Origin of the sequence: Streptomyces sp. NBC_01116 (assembly GCF_041435495.1) — a bacterium.
Taxonomy (GTDB): Bacteria; Actinomycetota; Actinomycetes; order Streptomycetales; family Streptomycetaceae; genus Streptomyces.
Genome location: NZ_CP108644.1, coordinates 7,797,374 through 7,822,380 on the forward strand (window position 1 = coordinate 7,797,374; position 25,007 = coordinate 7,822,380).

The window sequence follows — 25,007 nt, forward strand, 5'->3', positions numbered from 1 at the left end:
CCACGACTTGAGGAGTTCGACATGGCCGACGCGAACAACCGGGCGTTACGGAACAAGGTGGCGATCATCGGGATGGGCTGCCGCCTGCCCGGCGGCGCCTCGGACCACCGCACGTACTGGCGCAATCTGGTGGACGGCAAGGACTGCATCACGCCCACCCCGCCCGACCGGTACGACGTCGGCACGCTCGGCAGCCGGTTCCGTGACAAACCGGGACGCCTCGTCGGCGGCCGCGGTGGATACATCGACGGCTTCGACGAGTTCGACCCCGCGTTCTTCGGCATCAGCCCCCGCGAGGCCGACCACATGGACCCGCAGCAGCGAAAGCTCCTCGAAGTGGCGTGGGAGGCCCTGGAGGACGGGGGCCAGCGGCCCGCCGACCTCGCCGGCGGCAACGTCGCCGTCTACGTCGGCGCGTTCACCCTCGACTACAAGATCCTGCAATTCGCCGACCTGGGCTTCACCTCGCTGGCCGCCCACACCGCGACCGGCACCATGATGACGATGGTGTCGAACCGCATCTCGTACTGCTTCGACTTCCGCGGCCCCAGCCTGTCCATCGACACCGCGTGCAGCTCCTCCCTGGTCGCCGTTCACCTGGCGTGCCAGGCGCTGAACAACGGCGAGAGCGACCTCGCGCTGGCCGGCGGCACCCTGCTGCACATGGCCCCGCAGTACACCGTCGCGGAGACCAAGGGCGGGTTCCTGTCGCCCGAGGGCCGCTCCCGTACGTTCGACGCCGCCGCCGACGGCTACGTGCGGGCCGAAGGCGTCGGCCTGGTCGCGCTGAAGCGGCTGGAGGACGCCGTACGGGACGGGGACCGCATCCACGCCGTGATCTCCGGCAGCGGCGTCAACCAGGACGGCCACACCAACGGCATCACCGTGCCCAACGCCGACGCCCAGGTCGACCTCATCCGCCGGGTCTGCGCCGAGGCGGGCATCACCCCCGGGGCGCTCCAGTACATGGAGGCACACGGCACCTCGACCCCGGTCGGCGACCCGATCGAGGCCAACGCCCTGGCACGCGCGCTGGCCATCGGACGGGCCCCGGGAGCCCGCGCCTACGTCGGCTCGGTCAAGACGAACATCGGCCACACCGAATCCGCCGCCGGGGTCGCCGGGCTGATCAAGACCGTCCTGAGCATCAAGCACCGCACGATCCCGCCCCACATCAACCTGGAGAACCTCAACCCCGCCATCGACCCGGCGACCCTGCCCTACGAGATCCCCACCCGGCCCACCGCCTGGCCCGAGCACGAAGGGCCCGCCCGCGCCGGGGTCAACTCCTTCGGGTTCGGCGGCACCAACGCCCATGTCGTCCTGGAGGAGGCCCCCGCGCCCCAGCCGGACCTCCGCCCCGCCACGCCCGCCGGGCGACGCTGGAGCATCCTGCCGCTCAGCGCCCGCAACCCCGACGCCCTGACGGAAATGGCGGCCGGGATCCGGGGCGAGCTGGCGGGCGACAACGGCCCCGCCGTGGCCCTCGACGACCTCGGCCACACCCTGGCGCACCGCCGCCAGCACCTCCCCGAGCGGCTGTCCGTCGCCTACACCTCGCGCGCCTCCCTCGACGAGGCCCTGGCCGCGCACGCGCGCGGCGAGGCCCACCCCCGGGTCGTCCACGGCCGCGCCCGGGACGCCGCCGACCGGCGGCTGGTCTGGGTCTTCACCGGCATGGGCCCCCAGTGGTGGGGCATGGGCCGCCAACTGCTCGCCGAGGAGCCGGTCTTCCGTGACGCGATCGCCGCGTGCGACCGGGCGCTGCGGGAGTTCGCCGACTGGTCCCTCACCGAGGAGATGACCGCCGACGAGTCCGTCTCCCGGATGGGGGAGACCTGGCTCGCCCAGCCCGCGAACTTCGCCGTGCAGGTCGCCCTGGCGGCCCTGTGGCGGTCCCACGGAGTGCGCCCGGACGCCGTGGTCGGCCACAGCACCGGGGAGATCGCCGCCTTCCACGCGGCGGGCGTCTACTCCCTGCGGGACGCGGCCAGGATCGTCGTGCACCGCAGCCGCCTCCAGCAGACCCTGGCCGGCACCGGCGCCATGCTCGCCGTCAGCCTCTCGGAGGACGAGGCGGAGCGCCGGGTGCGCCCCTACAGCGACCGGATCTCCATCGCCGCCGTCAACAGCCCCACCGCGATCACCCTGGCCGGGGACGAGGCCGCGCTGACCCTGCTGGCCGAGGAGCTGCGGGCCGAGCAGCAGTTCGCGAAGTTCCTCACCGTCGAAGTGCCCTACCACAGCGTCGTCATGGAGCGGATCAAGGACGAACTGCTGGCGGAACTGGCTCCGTTGGAGCCACGTGCGGCCCAGGTCCCGCTGTACCTGACGGGTGCCGAGGGCACCGCCCGGGGCGAGGAACTGGACGCCGCCTACTGGTGGAAGAACGTCCGCGAGCGGGTGCGCTTCCGCTCCGCCGTCGACCGCATCGCCGACGACGGCCACCACGTGTTCCTGGAGATCGGCCCGCATCCGGTCCTCGGCCACGCGATCCGCGAATGTCTCGACGCGGGCGGGACGAGCGGACTCACCCTGCCCTCGATCCGCCGCCGGGAGAACGAGAGCGAGCGCTTCGCCGCCTCTCTCGGCTCGCTCCACACCCTGGGCGCCGCCGTCGACTGGAGCGTCCTCCAGCCGGCCGGCCGGCCGGTCACCCTGCCCCGCCACCCCTTCCGGCGCGACCGCCACTGGACCGAACCCCGGTCGGTCGCCCAGGTCCGGCTCGGCCACCGCGACCATCCCCTGCTGGGCCGCCGCACCGACCGTACGGAGCCCACCTGGCAGGCCCGCCTGGACACCGAGGCCCTGCCGTACCTCGCCGACCACCGCATCCAGGACACCGTGGTCCTCCCCGCCGCCGGCTATCTGGAAATGGCCGCCCAGGCCGTCCTGCGGCTCACCGGCGGCACCACCGCCGTCCTCGCCGACATCGATCTGCGCAAGGCCCTCTTCCTGCCCGACGGCGAGGACCGGACCGTGGAGGTGTCGCTCTCCCTGGAGAACGCCGCCTTCACGATCGCCTCCCCGACCGGGGACGACGGGGAACGGGCCGTGCACGCGAGCGGAATCGTCCGCACCGGGCAACGCCGCCGCACCGCCCCGCCGCTCGACGCCCCCGCGATCAGGGCCAGGTCCCTCCGACGCCTCGAAGGCCCCGACTGCTACGCCGCGCTGGCCGCCCTCGGCTACCACTACGGCCCCGCCTTCCAGGCCATCGAGGAGGTCTGGATCGGCGCCGGAGAGGTCCTCGCCCGGATCCGCCCGCCCCTGGCGATCGGCGACGACGCCGCCGGCCACCACCTCCACCCCGTCCTCCTCGACGCCTGCTTCCAGTCGCTCCTGACCTCGCTGATCCCGCCGACCCCCGAGGATCCCGCACCGGACACCGGGATCAGGCTGCCGCTCTCCCTGGACGAGATCGCCCTCGAACCCATCGGCGACCAGCCGTTCTGGTCCCATGCCACCCTGCTCCCCGGCGACGCCGACACCACCCTCGGGAACATCGCCCTGTACGCCGACGACGGGGCGCCGCTCGGCCGTGTCCTCGGCTTCCGCGCGGCCGACGTGGAGAAGGCGGCCACCGCGGTCGCCCGGACCACGATCGACTCCTGGCTCGCCGAACCCGTCTGGACCGACTGCCCGCCGCTGCCCGCCGAGGACGCCGGCAGCCTGTCCGGGGGCGTCAACGACGCCGGCGTACGCGGCGAACCGGGGAGCGATCCCGATCGCCGGCCGGTGCCCGCGACAGCGGCACGCGACCACGACTGGCTGGTCCTCGCCGACACCGGGGGCGTCGCGGACGCCTTCGCCGCCCTCGCCGCCGCCCGGGGCGAACGCTGCCGCCTGGTGCGCCGGGGCGCGGCCTACACGGCCTCCGGCGACGGAGCCACCTTCACCGTCGACCCCGCGTCCGACGGCGACCTGCGCCGCCTCCTCGCCGACCTGGACCGCGACGGGGGACCCTTCAGGGGGGCCGTCCTGCACCTGTGGAACCTCGACGCGCCCGCCCTCGCCGCCTGCGACCGCACCTCCCTGACCGACCACACCGGCGCGGGCGCCTACTCACTGATCGCCCTGGCCCGGCTCCTGTCCGCCCGCGACGCCGGGGGCCGTCTGCACATCGTCACCCGCGGCGCCCAGCCCGCCCTGCCCGGCGAGGGGCCCGAACCTCTCGGCGCTCCCGCCTGGGGCATCGGACGCGTGCTGCGGCACCAGGAACTGACCGAACACCCCGGCAAACTCATCGACCTCGACCCCCGGCGGCAGCCGGGCCCCGACGGCGACCGGGCCGAGGCCGAAGCACTCCTGCGCGAGGTTCTCAGCGACGACGAGGAGGAGATCGCCCTGCGCGACGGCGGCCGCCGCACCAGCCGCCTCCGCCCCGCCGAGGACCTGACCCGGCCGCTGCCGCTGCGCCTGCGGGCGGACGGAAGCTATCTGGTCACCGGCGCGTTCGGCGCGCTCGGCCGACTGCTGTGCCGCACCCTCGTACGCCGCGGGGCCCGCCGGATCATCCTGGTCGGACGCACCCCCGTCCCGGCCCGCGAGAAGTGGGCCGGCACCGACCCCGCCACCGCCGAGGGCCGGGCCGTGGCCCTGCTCCGCGAGCTGGAGGCGCTCGGCGCGCAGCCCGTCCTCGCGACCCTCGACATCACCGACGAGGACGCCCTCGCCGGCTGGCTCGACGCCCACCGGCACAGCGGAGCACCACCCGTACGCGGGGTGTTCCACCTCGCGGGACAGGTCCGCGACACGCTCGTCGCCGACCTGGACCGGGCCGCCTTCGACGCCGTCCACGACCCCAAGACCGTCGGCGCCCACCTCCTGCACCGGCACCTGCGGGACGAACCCCTCGAACACTTCGTGCTCTTCGCCTCGATCGCCTCGCTGCTGACCACGGCTGGACAGACCAACTACGCCGCGGGCAACGCCTTCCTGGACGCCCTCGCACATCACCGCCGCGCCCGGGGACTGCCCGCGCTCAGCCTGGACTGGGGCCCCTGGGCCACCGGCATGATCGAGGAACTCGGCCTCGTCGACCACTATCTGCACAGCCGCGGCATGAGCTCGCTGTCCCCGGACGCCGGCATGGCCGTCCTGGAACGCGTCATCGGCCAGGACCACGCCCAACTGGTCGTCGCCACAGTCGTCGACTGGCCCGTCTTCCTCGCCTGGTACCCGTCCCCGCCGCCCCTGGTCGCCGACCTCGCGGCAGCCGCCGCCCCGCCGGCGGACGCCGCCGCCGGCAACGGCTTCCTCGACACCTTCCGCGCGGCCGACGAGCAGAACCGCCGCACCCTGGTCGCCGAGCGGTTCGCCGCGCTCTCCGCCGCCGTCCTGCGCACCGGCACCGACCGCATCGACCCCGCCACCGGACTCGGCGAACTCGGCCTCGACTCGCTCCTCGCCATGGAGCTACGGGCCCGGATCCACGCCGAACTCGGCGTCGCCCTGCCCGTGGTCGCCCTGCTCAGCGGCACCCCGGCCGGAGAGCTGGCCGCCCAGCTCCACGACGGCCTCACCGCGCTGGCCTCGGCCGACGCCTCCGACGGAGCCCCGGGCGCGGTGGAACTCCACAGCGACGAGCGGCAGTACCCGCTGACCCAGAACCAGAAAGCGCTCTGGTTCCTCAAGCACCTCAACCCGGACGGCTACGCGTACAACATCGGCGGAGCCGTCGAGGTGAACGTCACGCTCGAACCGGACCTGATGTTCGAGGCCGTCCGCCGGCTCATCGCCCGGCACCCCGCACTCCGCACCAACTTCCTCCTGGTGGACGGGCAGGCCGTGCAACGGGTCTCCGAGAACGCCGCGACGGACCTCGCCCTCTTCGACGTCCAGGGCGAGGACTGGGAGTCCATCCACGCGACGATCGTCCAGGAGTACCGCAAGCCCTACGACCTCGCCCAGGACCCGCTGGTCCGCTTCCGGCTCTTCAAGCGGGGCCCGGACCGCTGGATCATCATGAAGGCCGTCCACCACATCGTCTCCGACGCCATCTCCACCTTCACCTTCATCGAGGAGCTCCTCGCCGTCTACGAGGCGCTGCGCCGCAACCAGGAACCCCAGCTCCCGCCGATCGAGGCCCGCTACCTCGACTTCCTCAACCAGCAGAACGCCTTCCTGGCCGGACCGGAGGCGGCGGGCATGCTCGACTACTGGCGCGCCCACCTGCCGGCCGAGGTCCCGCTCCTGGACCTGCCCGTCGACAAGCCGCGCCCGGCGGTCCAGACCCACAACGGGGCCTCCGAGTTCTTCGTCCTGGACGACGCCCTCAGCGCCCGCGTCCACGCACTGGCCCGCGCCCACGGCGTCACGCCGTTCATGGTGCTGCTGAGCGCCTACTACCTCCTGCTGCACCGCTACTCCGGGCAGGACCACGTCGTCGTCGGCAGCCCGGTCACCGGCCGCACCCGGCAGGACTTCGCCTCCGTCTACGGCTACTTCGTCAACCCGCTGCCCCTGCACGCCGACCTGTCCGAGGACCCGACCGTCGCCGAACTGCTGCAACAGGTCCGGCGGACCGTGCTCGGCGGCCTGGACAACCAGGAGTACCCCTTCGTCCTCCTCGTCGAGGAGCTGGGCCTCCAGCACGACCCCAGCCGCTCCGCCGTCTTCCAGGCGATGTTCATCCTCCTCACCCACAAGGTGGCCACCGAGCAGTACGGCTACCGCCTGGAGTACATCGAACTACCGGAAGAAGAGGGGCAGTTCGACATAACGCTCTCCGCCTACGAGGACGAGGCCGAAGGCCGCTTCCACTGCGTGTTCAAGTACAACACCGACCTCTTCCTCCCCGAGACCATGCGCCGCATGGCCGCCCACTACACCCGGCTCCTCGACCGGATGACCCGGGTGCCGGGCGAACAGCCCGCCTCCCGGCTGGAGATGCTCGGCGACCGCGAGCGGGAACGGCTCGTCGCGGAGTGGAGCCGCCCGGCCCTGCCGTCCGCCGGACCCGGGGCGGAGCCGTTCACCCCGGTCCAGACGCTGATCGGCCGCGTCGCCGCCGAACACCCCGCGGCCGTCGCCGTCACCCTGCCCACCGCCCACGGCGGGGCGCACCGGCTGACCTACGCGGAGCTGGACCGGTGGGCGGACGGCACCGCCGCCCGGCTGCGGGCGCTCGGCGTCGGCGCGGGCTCGGTGGTCGTGCTGTGCCTGGACAAGTCGCCCGAGCTGATCGTCGCCCTGCTCGGCGTGCTCAAGGCGGGCGCCGCCTACCTCCCGCTCCGGCCCGACCAGCCCGCCGACCGGCTCGCCCACCTCGTCACGGCCACCGGCGCGGCACTCGTCCTCGTCGCGGACGACGCGACACCGGAGCAGACCGGAGCCCTGACCGTTCCGACGCTCACCCTCGCCGCGCTCGGACGCACCGAACCGCACCCGGAAGGCCCCCCGGCCGAGGCGGACCCCGACTCGCCCGCGTACGTCATCACCACCTCCGGATCCACCGGCCGCCCCAAGGCCGTCCGCGTCAGCCACCGCAACCTCGCCTCCGCCCACGCCGCGTGGCGCCAGGAGTACCGGCTGGACACCGACGTGCGGACCCACCTCCAGATGGCCGAACCGTCCTTCGACGTGTTCACCGGCGACCTGGTGCGCGCCCTGTGCTCCGGCGGCACCCTCGTCCTGGCCGACCGCGACCTCCTCTTCGACACCACCCGGCTCTACCGGACGATGCGTCAGGAACGCGTCGACTGCGCGGAGTTCGTCCCCGCCGTCGTCCGCGGACTGATGGACCACTGTGCACGGGAAGGGCTGCGGCTGGACTTCCTGCGACTGCTGGTGGTCGGCTCCGACGCCTGGAGCGTGGGGGAGTACCGCCGGCTGGCCGAGCTGTGCGGACCGGGCACCCGCCTCGTCAACTCCTACGGCCTCACCGAGGCCACCATCGACAGCGCGCTCTTCGAGGGGCCCGTCGACGACCTGGAGCCCGGCGCGATGGTCCCGATCGGCCGGCCCCTGCCCAACAGCACCCTCCACGTCCTCGACTCCCACGGCGAACCCGTCCCGCCCGGCGTGCCCGGCGAACTCTGGATCGGCGGCGACGGCGTCGCCCTCGGCTACGCCGGAGACCCCGAACAGACCGAGGAGCGCTTCGTCACCCGGACGCTCGGCCGCACCGCCGGCGCCCGGCCCGAACGGCTCTACCGCACCGGCGACATCGCCCGCTGGGACGCGCACGGCCGGGTCCACCTGCTCGGCCGCACCGACGGACAGGTCAAGCTGCGCGGCCACCGCATCGAGATCGGCGAGATCGAGGCGCAGCTCGCCCAGTGGCCCCCGCTCGCCCGGGCCGTCGTCACCGTACGCGCCGACACCGGGGGAGACGCGGCGCTCTGCGCCTACTGCGTACCGGAGCCCGGCGCCGCACTGGACGTCCGGGCCCTCCGCCGCCACCTGGCGCGCTCGCTGCCCTCGTACATGATCCCGTCCCACTTCACCGAGCTGTCCGCCCTGCCGCTGACGGCGAACGGCAAGGTCGACACGGCCGCCCTGCCCGCACCCCGGGCCGAGGCGGGCGACCGGCCGCACGAGGAACCCGTGACGCTGTACGAGGTCAGCGTCGCCCGCCACTGGAAGACCCTGCTCGGCCGCGAACAGATCGGCCTGGAGGACGACTTCTTCGAACTCGGCGGCAGCTCGATCAAGCTCATCGAACTCCTCCACCACCTGCGCACCGAGTTCGGCGTCGGCGTCCCCGTCAGCAGGCTCTACCAGGTCACCACGCTGCACGGCATGGCCGCCACCGTGGAGGACGTCCTGCTCGGCACCACCGCCGACGAACTGCCCAGCCTCACCTTCAACGCCGGACAGGCCCCCGCCCTCTTCTGCTTCCCGCCCGCCGGCGGCCACGGGCTGGTCTACCGGGGCCTGGCCGCACAGCTCCCCGACTACTCCGTCACCGGCTTCAACTACCTCCCCGGCGACGACAAGGTCAGCCGGTACGCCGACCTGATCGAGGCCGCCGGGCCCGACGGCCCCCATCTGCTCCTGGGCTACTCCCTCGGCGGCAACCTCGCCTTCGAGACGGCCAAGGAGCTGGAGCGGCGCGGCCGCCAGGTCGCCCACGTCGTCATCCTCGACTCCCGCCGCATCCTCGCCGCCTACGAACCGGACGCCACGGGCATCGCCGCCTTCGAGAGCGAACTCGCCGACCACGTACGCAAGCACACCGGCTCCGAGGCCGTCGCCCGCGAGACCCTCGCCCACGCGGCCGAATACCTCGCCTTCTGCGGGCGCACCCCCAACACCGGCACGGTCGCCGCGACGGTGAGCGTGATCACCGACGAGGAGAAGACCGCCCTCTACGCAGCCGGGGAGCACGGCACCTGGCACGGCAGCTCCACCGGGGCCACCGCCGTACTGCGCGGATCCGGCGTCCACGCCGACATGCTCGACGCCAAACACCTGCCCCGCAACGCCGAGCTGGTGCGCTCCGTCCTGAGGGGAGACGCGGCCCATGGCGGATGACGACGGAACCGACTGGACCAGCAGGGAACGCACCCCGGGCACCCCGCCCCGCGTCATCGTCATCGGCGCGGGGGTGGCCGGACTCTCCACCGGTGTCTACGCGCAGATGAGCGGAGCCAGGACCCGCATCTTCGAGAAGCACGTGCTCCCCGGCGGCTGCTGCACCGCCTGGTCCCGCGACGGGTTCCTCTTCGACTACTGCATCGAATGGCTCATCGGCACCGCCCCGGGCAACGACGCCCACCGGGTGTGGAGCGAACTCGGCGCGCTCGACGGCAAGACGGTCACCAACTTCGAACTGTTCAACAAGGTCGAGGACGCCTCGGGCCGGTCCGTGACGTTCTACAACGACCCCGACCGTCTGGAGGCCCACCTCCTGGAGATCTCACCCGCCGACGCCCCGCTCATCCGGGCCTTCACCCGGGACCTGCGGCGCTTCATCGACATCGAGCTGTACCCGTTCCTGACCGCGCCCGCGCTCAGGACCGTGAGGGAGCGCGCCCAGACCCTGCGCACGGTGCTCCCCGCGTTCCGGCTGTTCTGGCGGACCGCGGCCACCCCGATGCACGTGTTCGCCGACCGGTTCCAGGACCCGCTGCTGCGCAAGGCGTTCCGCAACATCTTCTTCCAGGACCCCGAGGGCTTCCCGATGCTGCCGTACCTCTTCAACATGGCGGCCGCCCACCACGGCAACGCGGGCTTCCCGCAGGGCGGTTCGCTCGGCCTCGCCCGCTCCGTCGAGGAGCGCTACAAGAGCCTGGGCGGAACGGTCACCTACCGGGCCCGCACCGAACGCGTCCTGGTCGAGAACGACCGGGCGATCGGCATCGAACTCCGCAACGGCAGGAGGTACTTCGCCGAGCACATCGTCTCCGCCTGCGACGGCCACACCACCGTCTACGGACTCCTGGGCGGCCGGTACACCGGCCCCCGGATCGACAAGCTCTACACCGACCTCCTCCACCGCCCCGGCACCCTCTTCCCCGCCGTCGTCTCCGCCTTCGTCGGCCTGCGCGGCGACCTGGACCCCGAGGAGGCGCACAGCACCACCCACCTCCTCGGACCGGACGACGCGGCCCACCTCCCCGGGGCACTCCAGGACAGCCTCGTCGTGCAGGCCCGATCCCGCTACTCCGGCGGCTTCGCACCGCCGGGCCACTCCGTCCTGCACTGCACCTACTTCAGCGACTACGCCCACTGGAAGGACCTGCGCACCAGGGACCGCAAGGAGTACCGCCGGCGCAAGCGCGAAGTGGCCCACTTCGTCCGCGACTTCCTGGAGCGCCGCACCCCCGGCCTCGCGGACCGCATCGAGATCGTCGAGGTCGCCACGCCCGCCACGACCCACCGCTACACCGGCAACCTCGGCGGCTCCATCCTCGCCTGGAAGGCGTTCTCCGACGCCGACGACGTCGCGGCACGCCTCGTCGGCAGGGACCGGATGCGGCTGCCCGGACTGGGCAACTTCTCCATGGCCGGACAGTGGGTCGGCATGGGAGGCCTGATCCGCGCCGCCTCCACCGGCCGCTTCGCCGTCCAGTACCTCTGCCGCGACCTGGGCCTGGAATTCCGGGCCTGGGAGAGCAAGGGCGCCGAACCCTGGCACCCCGGGAAGCTCGGGCACCTGCCCCAGCTCGACCGGTGGTCCGCACGGGAGAGCGAGGGCTCATGAGCGGCGACACGAACGGGCCCCGGGCCGGCGGCGCCCGCCGCCCCCGGGAGACGATGATCATCATCGGGGCCGGCCTCGGCGGGCTCTCCACCGGCTGCTACGCCCAGATGAACGGCTACCGCACCCGCATCCTGGAGATGCACGAGATCCCCGGCGGCTGCTGCACCGCCTGGGAGCGCGGCGGCTTCACCCTGGACGCCTGCGTCAGCTGGCTCCTCGGCAGCGGCCCCGGCAACGAGATGCACCAGATCTGGCTGGAGCTCGGCGCCCTCCAGGGCAAGGAGATCCGCCACTTCGACGTCTTCAACATCGTGCGCGGCACGGACGGCCGGGCCGTCCACTTCTACTCCGACCCCGACCGCCTCGAAGCCCACCTCATCGACCTCTCGCCCGCCGACGCCCGCCTCGTACGGAAGTTCTGCGCGCAACTGCGCAGCTTCCGCAAGGCACTCGCGGTCTACCCCTTCCTCAAGCCCGTCGGACTGATGGGACGCCGGGAGCGCTGGCGGATGCTCGCCTCGTTCCTGCCGTACTTCAACGCCGTCCGCACCACGATCACCGTCCTGATGAGCGACTTCTCCAAGAAGTTCAAGGACCCCCTCCTCCAGGAGGCCTTCAACTTCATCCTGTACGAGAAGCACCCGGCCTTCCCCGTCCTCCCCTTCCACTTCCAGCTCGCCTCGCACGCCAACCTCTCCGCCGGAGTCCCCGAGGGCGGCTCCCTCGGTCTCGCCGAGTCGATCGAGGCGCGCTACCGCCGGCTCGGCGGCGAGGTCTCCTACAACACCAAGGTCGAGACGGTGATCGTCGAGGACGACCGGGCGGTGGGCGTCCGCCTCAGCGACGGTGGGGAACTGCGCGCCGACATCGTCGTGTCGGCCTGCGACGGCTACACCACGACCATGAAGTTCCTGGAGGGCAGGTACCTGGGCGAGGACTACCGCAAGCTCTACACCGAGACCATCCACGAACCCGGCATGGTCTTCCCCGGCTACTTCACACTCTTCCTCGGCCTCTCCCGCCCCTTCCCCGAGGGCGACCCCTGCACCACCTACCTCCTCGACGAGGCCACGGCCGCCGAGCTGACCGGCATCCGCCACCCCAGCATCAACGTCCAGTTCCGCAGCCGCCACTACCCCGAACTGTCCCCGGACGGCACCACCGTCGTCTACGCCACCTACTTCTGCGACATCGCCCCCTGGCGCGCCCTGGACGAGGGCCCCGAACAGATCACCCGCACCCGCGGCGGCCAGGAGCTGCACACCCTGCCCGTACGGCACGGGCGCGGCTACTACGTGGCGAAACGGCGGGCCCGCGAGACACTCGTCGGCTTCCTGGAACAGCGCTACCCCGGACTGCGGGACGCGATCGTCGTCCGTGACGTCTCCAGCCCCCTCACCCAGGTCCGCTACACCGGCAACTACGACGGCACCGTCCTCGGCTGGCAGCCCTTCGTCGAGAGCGGCGAGACCCTCGAAGAGCTGATCAAGAAGCACGGCCCGGGGCTCCCCGGGCTGCGCGACTTCTACCAGTCCGGCGTCTGGGCCACCACGGGCGGGCTCATCCGCGCCGCCGCCGCCGGACGCCACGTCATGCAGTTCGTCTGCCGCGACGACGACCGGCCCTTCACCGCGTCGCTCGACCGCACCGCCCCACCACCGACCCACCGGGTCATCCCCGTGCCCGTCCGCCCCGCCGCACCGACCGAGAGGAAACCATGAAGATCGAAAAATGGGTGGTCCGCGAACACGTCGAAGGAGTCCCCGACGTGGACCGCGTCTACGAGAAGGTCGTGGAGAACGTCGACGTCACCCTCGCCCCCGACGAGATGCTCCTGCGCACGCTGTACGTCTCCGTCGACCCCTACCTCCAGGGCATCGCGCTCGACACCCCGATCGGCCGGCACATGGGCGCCGACTCGATCATGGAGGTGGTGGAGGCGGGACCGCGCGCCGCCCACCGCGTCGGCGACCTCGTCCAGGGCTTCGGCGGCTGGCGCACCCACGTGATCAGCACCGGCGTCCCCGAACTCTGGCAGACCGGCACGTTCCCCATGGTCTTCCCCGCCTACCGCAGGCTCGACCCCCGGTGGTACGACGACGCCCTGCCGCTGCCGACCGCCCTCAGCGTGATGGGCGGCCCCGGCATGACCGCCTGGGGGACCCTGACCAAGTACATGACGATCAGCCCCGGTGAGACCCTCGTCATCAGCGGGGCCTCCGGCTCGGTGGGCGCCCTCGTCGGCCAGCTCGCCGCGCGCGCCGGCGCCCGGGTGATCGGCACCACCTCGTCCCCGGAGAAGGCGGACTACCTCACCGGGCTCGGGTTCGACGCCGTGATCGTCTACCGCCACGGGGACGGCGCGGACACCGTCCGCGACGCACTCGTCCGGGCCGCACCCGACGGCGTCGACCGCTACTTCGACAACCTCGGCGGCGCGGTCACCGACGCCGTGTTCTCCATGCTCAACATCGGGAGTCAGGTGGCGGTGTGCTGGCAGTGGGCGACCCAGGTCGGCAACGAGGGCACCGGGCCCCGGCTCCTGCCCTACCTGATGTTCCCGCGCGCCACCGTCCGCGGCATCTTCTCCCTGGAGTGGTTCACCGAACAGAACTGGCAGGACCTCCACACCGACCTGGGCGGCCGCGTCCGGCGGGGCGAGGTCGTCTGCGACCACACCCTGCACCACGGCTTCGACAGCATCCCCGCCGCCTACGGCAGCCTCTACGGCGACCGGGCGACCAACCGGGGCAAGGTCCTCGTCGAACTCTGAACACGGCCGCTCTGCCCCTCTCCCTCGCCCTCTCCCGATCCAACGTCCCTGCCCAGGAGGCACGTTGACCACCATCGACCCCACGCGACCGGCCCCGGAGCCGATGCACCGCCTGTTCTTCGAGGAACCCGGGCCGCCCCGTCCGGCCGAGCTGCCGGACGGCGGCCCCGCCTGGCTGGTCAGCCGGTACGAGGACGTCCGCCAGGTGCTCTCCGACCCGCGGTTCGGCCGGGCCCGGCTGTACGCCCCCGACGCGCCCGCCCTCTCCGGCGTACCCGACCTCGTGAACAACCCCGACCTGATGTTCAACCAGGACGGCCTCGACCATCTGCGGCTGCGCCGCACCCTGCGGCGCGCGTTCACCCCGAGGGCCGTCGCCCGCTGGCGGCCCTGGATCGGCGCGATGGTGGAGGAGCTCCTCGACCGGCTGGAGACCCGGCCCCAACCGGCCGACATCGTCGCTGAGTTCGCCCTTCCCCTGCCGGTGGCGGTGGTCAGCCGGCTCATGGGGCTCGACGAGTCCGCGTGGGACCGGATGCGGCACTGGAGCGAACACGCCTTCTCCGACGGCACCCATGAGGGCGAGCAGGTGGCGTCGGTCCTCAAGGAGTTCAGCGCGTTCGGCGCGGACCTGCTCGCCGAGCGGCGCCGGACGCGGGGAGAGGACCTGATCAGCAGTCTGGTCGCCGCGGCCGACGAGGAAGGAGGCGTCCCCGAGGCCCAGTTGGTCAGCCTCGTGTGCGGCCTGGTCGTCGGCGGACACGACAGCACCATGACCATGCTCGGCAACTCGCTGCTCTACCTGCTGGGCGAACGCCGCGAGGTCTGGTCCCGCCTCGGCGCCGACGAGGAGGCCGCCGGACGCCTCGTGGACCGTCTCGTCCACCTCGTCCCGCTGGGCGACGACCGGGGCAGCACCCGCCATGCCGATGAGGACGTCGAGGTCGGCGGGGTGACGATCCCGGCAGGCGCGATCGTGCTCGCCGACTGCGGCATGGCCAACCGCGACCCGGAAATCTTCCCGCCCACCACCCTCCACGACCTGTTCGCCCCGCTGGAAGCCCCCACGCTCTCCTTCGGCGCCGGCCCCCACTACTGCCTCGGCGCCTGGCTGGCCCGCACGGAGCTGCAGCTCGCCCTGCACCGCCTCGCCGCCCGCTTCCCGGACCTGCGCCTGGCCACACCCATGGACACGGTCGTGTGGCGGACCGGGACGACCTCCCGCAGCCCCCAGTGGCTCGGCGTCCGATGGTAGGGCCGCCGTGGGCCGGCCGCTCCGCCGGTGAACAGCTGGTGTTTTCGTGTGCTCCGTCCCCTTCTCCACGTGCTTGCACGGGTCCTGCCCTATGGCTTCGCCTCCGGAGGTGCCGCGATACTGCGACGAGTCGTTGACCCGAAAGGACCCACGTGACGCACCATTTCTCCGCGACCACCCGGCTCGGCCTCGGCGGCGTGGCGCTCCTGCTCGTCCTCGCGAGCCCCGCGACGCACGCCGCCGCGTACCCGGCGGACACCGCCCGCACCTCCGCGGCGGCGACCGTCGAGGAGCAGCGTCTCGATCGGGCGGCGCCGCGGGAGATCCTGCGGCGCAGCGGATTCGACACCCTCGCCCCGCGTTTCGAGCGCGCCCTGCGGGGCTCCGACGGCTACGCGCAGGCCGAGCGAACGGTGACCCGCCACGCCTCGGCGCTGTGGCGGCGCGCCGTCGACCGCGCCCAGGGCCGAGGGCCCGCCACGGGCGATCTGAGCCGGGGCGACGACCGCCCGCTGTACTGGGCCCGCCTCGCGCTCAGTCGCGAACTGCGCGCGTGGACACCACGGTTCGGGTTGACCGACGAGCGGCGCAGGGCGCTGCACACCGCCTTGGAGACCTCCTCGCGCGGCCAGGACGACCTGCGCTTCCCGGGCCACCGGGTGAAGCGGGTCCTCCTCACCGGCTTCGACCCGTTCACGCTGGACAGGGACACCCGGATCGGCAATCCCTCGGGCGCGAGTGCGCTCGCCCTGGACGGCACCACAGTGCGGACCGCCGACGGTCCGGCCCGGATCGAGACGGTCGTCTTCCCGGTGCGCTGGGCGGACTTCGCGGAGGGAGCCGTCGAGCGGGTCCTCGCCCGGCAACTGCCCCGCCTGGACCTGTTCACCACCGTCAGCCAGGGGCGTCCGGGCCGCTTCGACGTGGAGCGCACCAACGGCGCCTGGCGCGGCGGTTTCCCCGACAACGAGAACGCGGTGAGCACCGGGACCGTCCCCGTCGACGACCCCGGCACGCAGCCGCAGTGGACGACCACCACACTCCCGTACCGCCAGCTCGCCGCAGCGGACACGGGTCGTTTCCCGGTGTACGACAACACCGAGGTCACCGAGATCCCGGCGGGCGGCGCGCAACCGGTGACCAGGCCGGAAGGCCCCACGCCCGGCTCGGCGGCGCGGGCCGGAGGCGGCGGCGACTACCTCTCCAACGAGATCGCCTACCGGGCCACCCTGCTGCGCGACCGGCTGGGGCTGCCGCGGCTGCCGGGCGGCCATCTCCACACGCCGGTCCTCCAGTTCGGCGCGGAGAACACGAACCCGCGGACGGGTGCCGTCACCGACCCGGACTTCGAACGCAACCGCTCCGACATCGTCGACCAGGTACGGGAGTTGGTGAGGACGGCGGTGGGAAACCCGGCCCCGCGCCCGTAACCCCGCCAGGTGGAGGACACCCACCGTCCTCACCGTGGACATCGCCTCACCCTGCCGGTCCGGCCGAACGGTCCTACCGGCCGGACGGGGGAGTGGTGCGGGACTCCTGGTGGGCGCCCCAGTCGGCTCGCCCTCCGGTGCCCAGGACCTCGCCGCGGGAGGACAGCCTCACGCTGGGGCGGGCCCGTAGTTCGCGCCGGGCGGTCCGGGCGACGAGTACCGGGAACAGGGGCCGGAGAGGCTGGCACCAGCGGAGCCACGGCGGTGCGTAGACCTGACGGCTGCGGCGGGCGATGCCCCGGGTCAGCCATTCGGCGACCTGGGCGGCGCTGTGGACGCGGCGGGCGGGGCGGGGCTGGTTGCGGCGCAGGGCCTGGAGCACGGGGTCGTCGTCGAGGCCGGTGAGCATGTCGGTGCCGGTCCAGTGGAGATAGGCGATGCCGACCTGGATGCCGTCCGGTTCGACCTCGCCGCGCAGGGAGAGGGCGAACGACTCCGCTCCCGCTTTGGAGGCGCAGTACGCGCTCATCATGGGTGCGGCGCCGAAGGCGGCGGTGGAGGCGATCTGGAGGAGGTATCCGCGGGTCGCGGCGAGTTGGGGCAGGAAGGCGCGGGCGGTGTTGGCGGATCCGATGAGGTTGACATCGATGACGCGTTGCCAGAGTTCGGCCGCGGTACGGTCGAACGGACCGCTCACCGCGATCCCGGCGTTGGCCACGACCACGCTCGCGGCCCCGAGTTCCCTCTCCACACGGCGCGCCGCTTCGGCCAGCGTCGCCCGGTCGGTGATGTCGCACTCGACGCAGATGCTCGGGCCGGGGAGGGACGCGGCGGTCTCCAGCAGGGTCGCCTTCTCCCGGCCGAGCAGGGCGACCTGCATCCCGGCGTCGGAGAGGCTACGGGCGAGTGCCTCGCCGACGCCGCGAGCGGCGCCGGTGACGACCGCGACCCGCCCGTGCGGTGGACGGGCGGGAGCGCGGCGTGCCCCGCGCCCGCCCGGGTTGTCGTGCATCGGCTCTCCTCGCTTCCTGGCCGCGCCCGCCACGGGCTGCGGCCTCCGCCCCACCGTCAGGCCACCCGCCCTCCGCCGCAACCGGGCCGGTGCGCCGGGCGGCGGCGGGGCCGGGTACGGATCCGGCTCAGGACGGGACGCGCCGTACCCGTCGCGGGCCCCGCTCGTCCCCCGGCCTCCGCGCCCCCTCTCGATGGTGTGAACGCCGTCAACGAACCTTCGCGTTGATGGCGGAAGCCGCGCTGTGTACGGTTACGCGTATGACGGACACCCCTGCCCGAGAAGCCGGTCCCCTGGTCACCGGGGCCGAGATCGCGAGGCTGGCGGGCGTCACCCGTGCCGCCGTCTCGAACTGGCGGCGACGCCACGAGGACTTCCCCGGGCCCGCCGGCGGAGGTGCCGGCAGCCCGCTGTTCGACCTGGCGGAGGTGCGGGCGTGGCTCGACGGGCAGCGCAAGGGGCGGGAAGTCTCCGTGGAGGTGCGGCTGTGGCAGGCGCTGCGCGGCGGGTACGGCGACGACATGCTGGGCGGACTTCTGGAGACCGCTCGTCTCCTCGCCGGGGGAGAGGCGCCTGAGCGGCTGCCGCCGGACATCGTCCGGCTGGCACGGAGTTTGGCGGAGGCCGAGGGCGCCGGAGCCGCCGTGACGGCTCTCTCGGAGCGTTTCACCGACTCCGTGCGCCGGGCCGGGTCGGACCAGGTCACCTCGCCCCGTGTCCTGCGTGCCGTCCACCACTTCGTCGGCGAGGTGACACGTGACGCGACCATCTTCGACCCGGCCTGCGGTATCGGCTCCCTCCTGCTCGCCGTCGGCCCCGAGAGCGGCCCGCGGCGCTGTGGGCAGGAGTCCGACGCCGTCAGGGCCGAGTTCGCGCGACTTCGGGCCGACCTCACCGGGCGCACCGGCCTGCGCGTCGTCGCGGGGGACTCCCTGCGCGACGACCAATGGGCGGACCTCACCGCCGACCTGGTCGTCTGCGACCCTCCGGTCGGCGAACCCGACTGGGGCCGCGAGGATCTGCTGCTCGACTCGCGCTGGGAGTTCGGCACCCCGTCCCGTGCCGAAGGCGAACTCGCCTGGTTGCAGCACGCCTACGCGCACACCGCGCCCGGCGGTCGCCTCCTGATCGTTCTGCCCGCCTCGGTCGCCTACCGCAAGGCCGGCCGCCGGATCAGGGCCGAGCTCGTGCGGCGGGGCGTCGTCGAGCAGGTCATCGCCCTGCCGTCGGGCACGGCGGCCTCGCATGCGCTTCCCGTCCACCTCTGGCAGCTCCGTCGGCCGCGGACACCGCGGGACGCCCTCACCGGCGTCCGTATGGTGGATCTGTCGGCGAGCGACCCGGACGGTTCCCTGGAGCCGGCCCCCGACCGGACGGCGAACGTCCCCCTGATCGATCTGCTCGATGATGCCGTCGACCTCACGCCCGGCCGTCATGTCAAGGATGTCCATCGTGACTACGCGGTCGAGTACGAGACCCTGCGACGCGAACTGGCCGAACGGGTAGGGCTGTTGGCAGAGCTACTGCCGACGCTGCTCGCGGGTGACGGTCCGAGCCCGCTGGACGGGCCCGCCGTCAGCGTCGCCGACCTCGCGCGCGCGGGACTCGTGGAGTACGGCGATCCGGAACCGGTCTCGATCAGCGACCGGCTCGACACCGACTACTTCCAGGGCTTCCTGCGCGGCGCGGCCGGCCCCCGACGCTCCACGAGCGCCGGCGGCACGTTGCGCCTCGACGGCAGGGGCGCCCGCATCCCGCGGATGGACATCACCGGGCAACGACGATACGGGGCGGCTTTCCGGGCGCTCCAGGAGTTCGAGGAGCGGGCGCGGAGAGTGGCGGAGCTGAGCCGGGACGCGGTGGCACTGGCCAGGGACGGACTCGGCAACGGCGCGCTCGCCCCGGACAGCTGATGGGGAGCGCCCTGCCGCCTGCTCCCGGCGGCCGATCCCGTTCGGGTCGCCCTGAACGGCATCGGCCGCCGGGTCGGCCGGGAACCGCAGCGGCGGGGGCCCTTTTCTTCCCGGCGGTCGCGTGATGACGCTCACCGCCGGGACGTCAGGTCAACGGAGGTCGGGGCCGCCCGCCTCGGCCAGTTCGGTGAGCAGGCTGATGTCCTCGTCGGCGTCGTCCGGGGTGTCCGGGCCGGTGCCGGGAAATGATCCGGAGGTCTCGTCGTCGGCGAGCTGCGGGTACTTCTCCAGGAGGAACCGCCGCCGGTACGCCATGTCGGCGGCGTCGACGATCCCCTCCAGCGTGGTCCAGTTGAGGGTGCCTCCGACGACGATTCCGAAGGCGGGAACCGCCTTGCCGAGCCCCTTCTTCGTGAGGCGGAAGCCGAACGCCTTCGCGAACTGCTGGGAGACCTTGGCGACCACCGCTTCGTTCAGGACCTCCCACGTCTTGCCGCGGAAGAGTGCTTGCGTGAGCCGCGAGATATCGGCCATCGCGGCGTTCTTGGCGGTGGCCGAACTCGCCGTCCCGACGTTGACGACCGACATCACGAAGAGCTTCTCGGCAGGCTCCTCGGGGTCGTAGCCGTAGAACAGGGAGACCTGTCCGACCGCGCGGGACGCGAGTCCGAGGACGACTGCCGTATCGGCGACGAAAGCGCCCGCGATCGCTCCTCCCGAGGGGGCCGCCGCGGCGCCGGCGGAGGCGGCGATGACGAGCTCTCCTCCGGAGATCACCAGCCCCGCACCCGCTCCCGAGGGTGCGGCCGCCGCCGGAAAGTACCAGCCGGCCGCCCGCCCGCGGACCGCGTCGACCTGTTCGAGGTCGAGACGGCGCAGGTCCCGCAGCGAGTCGACGTCGTGCCCGCGCTTCTGGTGGAGCGTCACCACGCGCTTGGGTGAGAGGCCCGCCCGTGAGGCCCGCCCCACTGTCTGACGCAGGGATTGGGCGGCGGTGCCGCTCCAGTCCGGGAGGGCGTCGGCGGCCACGCGTGCCCCGGCACCGACCTTCTGTGCGCCCTTGGCGACGATTCCCTGCCCACGTGAGAGCGCGGCCTTCGCCCGAGGCAGGTTCTCCAGCTGCTTCGCGGCACGCTTGCCGAGGTGCGAGACGCCGTTGGCCACGTGCTCGCCGGCGTTCCTCATGGCTCGGGACAGAGGCCGGCCCTTGGACTCCTGGACCGCGCGCCAGGCGTCGAGTTCGTAGTCCGAGGGCAGCTGATCGGACTGCCGGTTGCTCATGGTCCCCCCTGGGACGTGGATGGTGATGCGCGGGTGGTGACCCGGCAGGTGGTGCGTCGAGAGCTGTCGGGCGGGGTGGCGGAGGCTGTGGCCCGGAGACGGTGAGGGCGGAGGCAGGACTCTCGCCGTCGATCAGCGGGTCCTCCAGAACACCGCGCTCAGTGGTGCGGAGCGGAAGACCGGTCACCGCAACTGTACACGAACTGCCATGGCAGCAGCGGGAATTCAGTCCGTTGACAGCGTCAACGGGTCACGGTTGCGCGCGAGTGGAGCCGGTCGAACTCGGGCCACCCGTCCCGGGTGCGGTGGCGCATGCAGACGGTGACCGTCCGTATGAGGAAAAGGTTGCAATGTTCCGTCCGTCCACGCCTTCCGGTCGCCGAGCACCTGCGCCGACCTCGTACCGCCGACGAGTAGACGCCGAGCGGGAGCAGCGCGCACAGCGAGGCGATCAGCACCATGAGGCCGGCGGCGACGGTCCTGCGGCCGGCCGTGGCGGTGGAGTCGGCGATGGACACGGCGCCCCGACCGCCAGGACGTGGTTCGGCGTGGCGGTGTCGGTCCTCGGGCGGAGCCGGTTCATCCGTGTCCTCCCGGCTGCCGCGGACAGCGGACATACGGCTTCGGTGCGCCGATCCTGGTCGGCGTTCCGGTGCCGGGCCCGCGCTGGAGGCCGAACGAGTGACCGGGGCGAAACGGATGACGTGCCGGTTTTCCTCCCAGGGTGCGCGATGCGGTCGTCCGGCCTTGAATGGGCGCTGTCCGGACGCCGTCTCCGGCGTCCCTGTCTGTTCGCGTCCCGCGGAGGATCCATGGCCACGCTGACCGTCTGGAAGTTCGACTCACCCGAAAGCGCCACCGGTGTCGAGAGCTCGCTCCTGGACCTGCAGAAGCAGGACTGATCAAGGTGCTCGACGCGGCCACGGTCAGCTGGCCGGCCGACGCGGTCAAGCCGAAGACGAAGCAGCTGAGGAACCTCACGGGCGTCGGAGCGCTCTCCGGCACCTTCTGGGGCATGCTCTTCGGCCTGCTCTTCTTCGTGCCGCTGCTCGGCGCCGCGGTCGGCGCGGCGGCGGGCGCGCTCGGCGGCAAGCTGTCCGACGTGGGGATCGACGACGACTTCATCGAATCGGTCAAGTCGAAGGTCACGCCCGGCACGTCCGCGCTCTTCCTCCTGTCGCAGGACGCCGTGGTCGACCGGGTGCGTGCGGCGTTCCCCGATGGTCACGCCGAGCTGATCCAGTCGAACCTGGACCGTGAGAAGGAGGCCAAGCTCCGCGAGGTCTTCGCCGACTGACCCCCGTCCGCCATCCCGTGAGCCCGCCGTGCGAGGTGACGCACGGCGGGCCCTGGCTTCGGAAAGGGGGGCCGCGTGCCCGGACCATGGACGGCGCTGCGGCGCGGGGCCCGCCGGCTGGGGAAGCCGAAGCCTTCGGATCTCGGCTCGGGTGCGGTGACCGGACTCTTCTCGATCCCGGAAGGGATGGCGTACGCGTCTATCGCCGGGTTCAACCCGGTGGCCGGCCTGTACGCGGGCGTCGTACCGGCGATCGTCGGCTCGCTCACCTCCCGTACGGTCCTCGTGGTCACGACGCTGACCAGCGCCATCGCCCTGACCTCGCAGAGCGTCCTGTCGGAGGCCGGCCTCGATCCGAAGGACGCCGGGAACGTCGCCCTGCTGACGGTCATGGTCGGCGTGGTGATGCTGCTGATGCGGGCGCTGCGGCTCGGTGCGGTGATGAGCTTCGTCTCCAACGCCGTGATGACCGGCTTCTCCACCGGCATCGCCCTGCAGATCATCGCCGGTGTCCTCAAGGACGCCACCGGCTACGGACCCCGTGGACACAACAAGCTCCACCAACTCGGCGACTGGCTGTGGCACATCGGCGACTGGCAGCTCGCCGCCACCCTCACCGCCCTCGCCACCATCGCCGTCTGGGCACTCGCCCGGACCGTGAAGCGGCTGCGACCGGTGGCGCTCCTGATCGCGATGGTCGCGGTCACCGCGGGCGTCGTCCTGTTCGGCACGGACGTGGAATCGGTCAGGGACATCGCCTCCACCCCGGCCGCCCTGCCCTCCTTCACCGCACCCGGCCTCTCCGCCGTCCCCGACCTCGCGTGGGGCACGGTCTCGGTCGCGCTCGTCGCCCTCGCCCAGGCCGCCGGCATCGCCCCGTCCATGCCCAATCCGGACGGCACGCGCTCCGACATCAACGGCGACTTCCGCTCGCAGGGTTACGCCAACCTCGCCGGCGGCCTCTTCCAGGCCCTGCCGTCCGGCGGCTCCATGTCCCGTACGGGCGTGGCGGTCTCCGCCGGTGCTCGTACCCGCTGGGCCGGCATCGTCTCCGGCGTCTTCCTCGCCCTGGTCGTGCTGTTGTGCGGCTCGCTCGCCGAACGCATCCCGATGCCGGTGCTCGGCGGCCTGATCCTGGTGGTGGGAGGTGAGCTGGTCCGGGGCAAGCGGCACGACATCCTGCTGGTGTTCCGCACGTCGTGGATGTCGGCCGGTGCGATGGTGCTGACCTTCCTCGCCACGACCCAGCTCCCGCTCCAGCAGGCCATCGTCCTCTGCGCCGTCCTGTCCCTGCTGCTGTACTGCGCGCAGTCCGCCCGCCAGGCGAAGCTCGTCGCTCTCGTGCGGCGGGACAGCGGCCGGTGGGAGACCGCCGAACCGCCGAAGGCCCTCGCACCCGGCACGGTCACCGTCCTCGACTACGCCGGCTCGTCGTTCTTCGCCGAACTGCCCCGGATCGAGACGCGACTGCCCGCCATGGACGAGGCCCGCGGGGCAGTCCTGGTCCTCGTCGTCCGGACGCTGCCCGACGTGCCGTCCTCCGCCATGCTGGGTCTCCTCGACCGGTACGCGAACGCCCTCGCGGACCGGGGCGGCCGCCTGGTCCTGTGCGGGGTCCACCCCTCGCTCGTACGGCTCCTGGAGCGGTCCGGAGTCGCCGCCCGGCTGGGTGACGGCGGGATCGTACCCGCGGCCCCCGACCTGTTCGGTCCCCTCGACGCCGCTCTCGACGACGCTCGTCGATGGGCGTCCGCCCACTCACCCGAACAGCCCCGGCCTCCCGGCTCACCCCGCCGCCCGGCGTTGAGGCTCGGCGTCGGGGCCGCGCCGGCTGACCATCACCGGGCCACTCCACCCGGTCACGGGATCAGGGAGGGGCACGCTACAGCGAACCCCCGAGGCCGCGGGCCGGGAGCGTCCACGGGCCGACCAGGCCCGCAGGCGCATGCAGCACGGCGAGGACACCGCACGCCGGGCGGGCCTGTACCGACACAGGACACCAGGTGGCTCCCGGCTCGTCAGGGCTTCCTGGCGACCGCCCCGTACATGGCGATGTCGCGGCCGTCGATGCCGCTCTGTTCCGGGCCCGGCCGCCAGGAGTGCACCTGGGTGACCCCCGGCTCCTGCAGCACCAGGCCGTCGAAGAGCGAGGTGGCGGTGGCGAGATCGCGCAGGACGAAGGGCATGCCCTGCTCGCGGTACTCCTGGGCGACCCGGTTGACCTCCTCGGGAGCGAAGTCCGCGGTGCCGATGGTCATCGCCAGATAGCTTCCGGAGGCCAGCGGGTCCAGCAGCCGTTGGACCAGCCGCCGGTCGTCCGGGGGCAGGATGAAGTGCATGATGCCGATCACCATGAGGCCGACGGGCCGGTTCAGGTCGATGAGCTCGCGGAACTCGGCACTGCCCAGGATGGCGTCGGGGTCGTGCATGTTCGCGTCCACGTACGCGGTCGCGCCCTCGGGCGAGGACTGGAGCAGGGCGCGGGCGTGAGCGAGGACGATGGGGTCGTTGTCGACGTAGACCACGTGGGATTCCTGCGCCACCTCCTGCACGATCTCGTGCAGGTTCGGCGACGTCGGAAGTCCGGTACCGACGTCGAGGAACTGGCGGATGCCCCGTTCCTGTGCCAGGAAGCGCGCGGTGCGGTGCATGAACCGGCGGTTCTCCAGCATGTGCACGGGCAGGGCGGGCCAGTGCCGGGCCATGGCGTCGCCCGCCTCGACGTCCACGGGGTAGTGGTCCTTGCCGCCCAGGATGTAGTCGTACACCCGGGCGGAGTGGGCCCGTGAGGTCGCCAGTCCGCCCTGATGGTCGTTCGGCGTGTTCATGCGGAGCCTCTTTCGTCCGGGGACGGGCCTTCTCGACGGTATAGAGGCGCTGATCCGGGCGCAAAC

11 protein-coding genes and 1 pseudogene are annotated in these 25,007 nt (G+C 72.5%); 9 read left to right on the forward strand and 3 right to left on the reverse strand.

Going from position 1 to position 25,007, the window contains the following annotated elements; translation table 11 throughout:
- Positions 1 to 21 precede the first annotated feature (21 nt).
- The 6 genes from OG245_RS34195 to OG245_RS34220 all read left to right on the forward strand — a co-directional run bounded on the left by OG245_RS34195 (position 22) and on the right by OG245_RS34220 (position 16,610).
- Positions 22 to 9,480, forward strand: a complete 9,459-nt coding sequence (locus OG245_RS34195) for an amino acid adenylation domain-containing protein (RefSeq protein WP_371627211.1) — start codon at positions 22 to 24, stop codon at positions 9,478 to 9,480.
- Positions 9,470 to 11,152: a phytoene desaturase family protein gene (locus OG245_RS34200; RefSeq protein WP_371627212.1), complete on the forward strand. Its 1,683-nt coding sequence runs from the start codon at positions 9,470 to 9,472 to the stop codon at positions 11,150 to 11,152. The genes OG245_RS34195 and OG245_RS34200 overlap by 11 nt, the downstream gene beginning before the upstream one ends.
- Positions 11,149 to 12,873, forward strand: coding sequence for a phytoene desaturase family protein (locus OG245_RS34205; protein WP_371627213.1), 1,725 nt, complete (start codon positions 11,149 to 11,151; stop codon positions 12,871 to 12,873). Before OG245_RS34200 ends, OG245_RS34205 begins: the two co-directional genes overlap by 4 nt.
- A complete protein-coding gene (locus OG245_RS34210) occupies positions 12,870 to 13,925 on the forward strand; it encodes an NADP-dependent oxidoreductase (RefSeq protein ID WP_371627214.1) in 1,056 nt (351 codons plus the stop codon). Before OG245_RS34205 ends, OG245_RS34210 begins: the two co-directional genes overlap by 4 nt.
- A gap of 64 nt (positions 13,926 to 13,989) precedes the next feature.
- Positions 13,990 to 15,180, forward strand: a complete 1,191-nt coding sequence (locus OG245_RS34215; RefSeq protein WP_371627215.1) for a cytochrome P450 — start codon at positions 13,990 to 13,992, stop codon at positions 15,178 to 15,180.
- Between the two features lie 152 nt (positions 15,181 to 15,332).
- Complete coding sequence (locus OG245_RS34220) at positions 15,333 to 16,610, forward strand: pyroglutamyl peptidase (RefSeq protein ID WP_371627216.1); 1,278 nt, start codon at positions 15,333 to 15,335, stop codon at positions 16,608 to 16,610.
- 73 nt (positions 16,611 to 16,683) lie between these two features.
- On the opposite strand, the gene OG245_RS34225 is transcribed toward OG245_RS34220, so the two are convergent.
- Positions 16,684 to 17,622 (reverse strand): SDR family oxidoreductase, encoded by a 939-nt coding sequence (locus tag OG245_RS34225; protein ID WP_371627217.1) that lies wholly within the window; start codon positions 17,620 to 17,622, stop codon positions 16,684 to 16,686.
- A gap of 260 nt (positions 17,623 to 17,882) precedes the next feature.
- Here OG245_RS34225 and OG245_RS34230 point away from each other — a divergent pair, with 260 nt between their 5' ends.
- Entirely contained in the window at positions 17,883 to 19,535 is a 1,653-nt protein-coding gene (locus tag OG245_RS34230; protein ID WP_371627218.1) for a class I SAM-dependent DNA methyltransferase, read from the forward strand.
- 150 nt (positions 19,536 to 19,685) lie between these two features.
- Here the strand turns inward: OG245_RS34230 and OG245_RS34235 are convergent, their stop codons facing one another.
- Positions 19,686 to 20,816, reverse strand: coding sequence for an EcsC family protein (locus tag OG245_RS34235; RefSeq protein WP_371627219.1), 1,131 nt, complete (start codon positions 20,814 to 20,816; stop codon positions 19,686 to 19,688).
- 907 nt (positions 20,817 to 21,723) lie between these two features.
- Between OG245_RS34235 and OG245_RS34240 the strand changes: the two genes are divergently transcribed.
- Positions 21,724 to 22,113, forward strand: a complete 390-nt coding sequence (locus OG245_RS34240; protein ID WP_371627220.1) for a DUF1269 domain-containing protein — start codon at positions 21,724 to 21,726, stop codon at positions 22,111 to 22,113.
- A 75-nt stretch (positions 22,114 to 22,188) separates the two neighbouring features.
- Positions 22,189 to 23,760, forward strand: a pseudogene (locus OG245_RS34245) (SulP family inorganic anion transporter); the annotation flags it as partial.
- Positions 23,761 to 24,131: 371 nt separating this feature from the next.
- Here OG245_RS34245 and OG245_RS34250 read toward each other — a convergent pair.
- Positions 24,132 to 24,941, reverse strand: a complete 810-nt coding sequence (locus OG245_RS34250; protein WP_371627221.1) for an SAM-dependent methyltransferase — start codon at positions 24,939 to 24,941, stop codon at positions 24,132 to 24,134.
- Positions 24,942 to 25,007 lie beyond the last annotated feature (66 nt).

What these genes read in the sequence shown, in the direction of transcription:
- OG245_RS34205 (WP_371627213.1), top strand. Translation starts at nt 11,149, where the DNA reads ATGAGCGGCGACACGAACGGGCCCCGGGCCGGCGGCGCCCGCCGCCCC.
- OG245_RS34195 (WP_371627211.1), top strand. Translation starts at nt 22, where the DNA reads ATGGCCGACGCGAACAACCGGGCGTTACGGAACAAGGTGGCGATCATC.
- OG245_RS34200 (WP_371627212.1), top strand. Translation starts at nt 9,470, where the DNA reads ATGGCGGATGACGACGGAACCGACTGGACCAGCAGGGAACGCACCCCG.
- OG245_RS34235 (WP_371627219.1), bottom strand. Translation starts at nt 20,816, where the DNA reads ATGAGCAACCGGCAGTCCGATCAGCTGCCCTCGGACTACGAACTCGAC.
- OG245_RS34225 (WP_371627217.1), bottom strand. Translation starts at nt 17,622, where the DNA reads ATGCACGACAACCCGGGCGGGCGCGGGGCACGCCGCGCTCCCGCCCGT.
- OG245_RS34250 (WP_371627221.1), bottom strand. Translation starts at nt 24,941, where the DNA reads ATGAACACGCCGAACGACCATCAGGGCGGACTGGCGACCTCACGGGCC.
- OG245_RS34210 (WP_371627214.1), top strand. Translation starts at nt 12,870, where the DNA reads ATGAAGATCGAAAAATGGGTGGTCCGCGAACACGTCGAAGGAGTCCCC.
- OG245_RS34230 (WP_371627218.1), top strand. Translation starts at nt 17,883, where the DNA reads ATGACGGACACCCCTGCCCGAGAAGCCGGTCCCCTGGTCACCGGGGCC.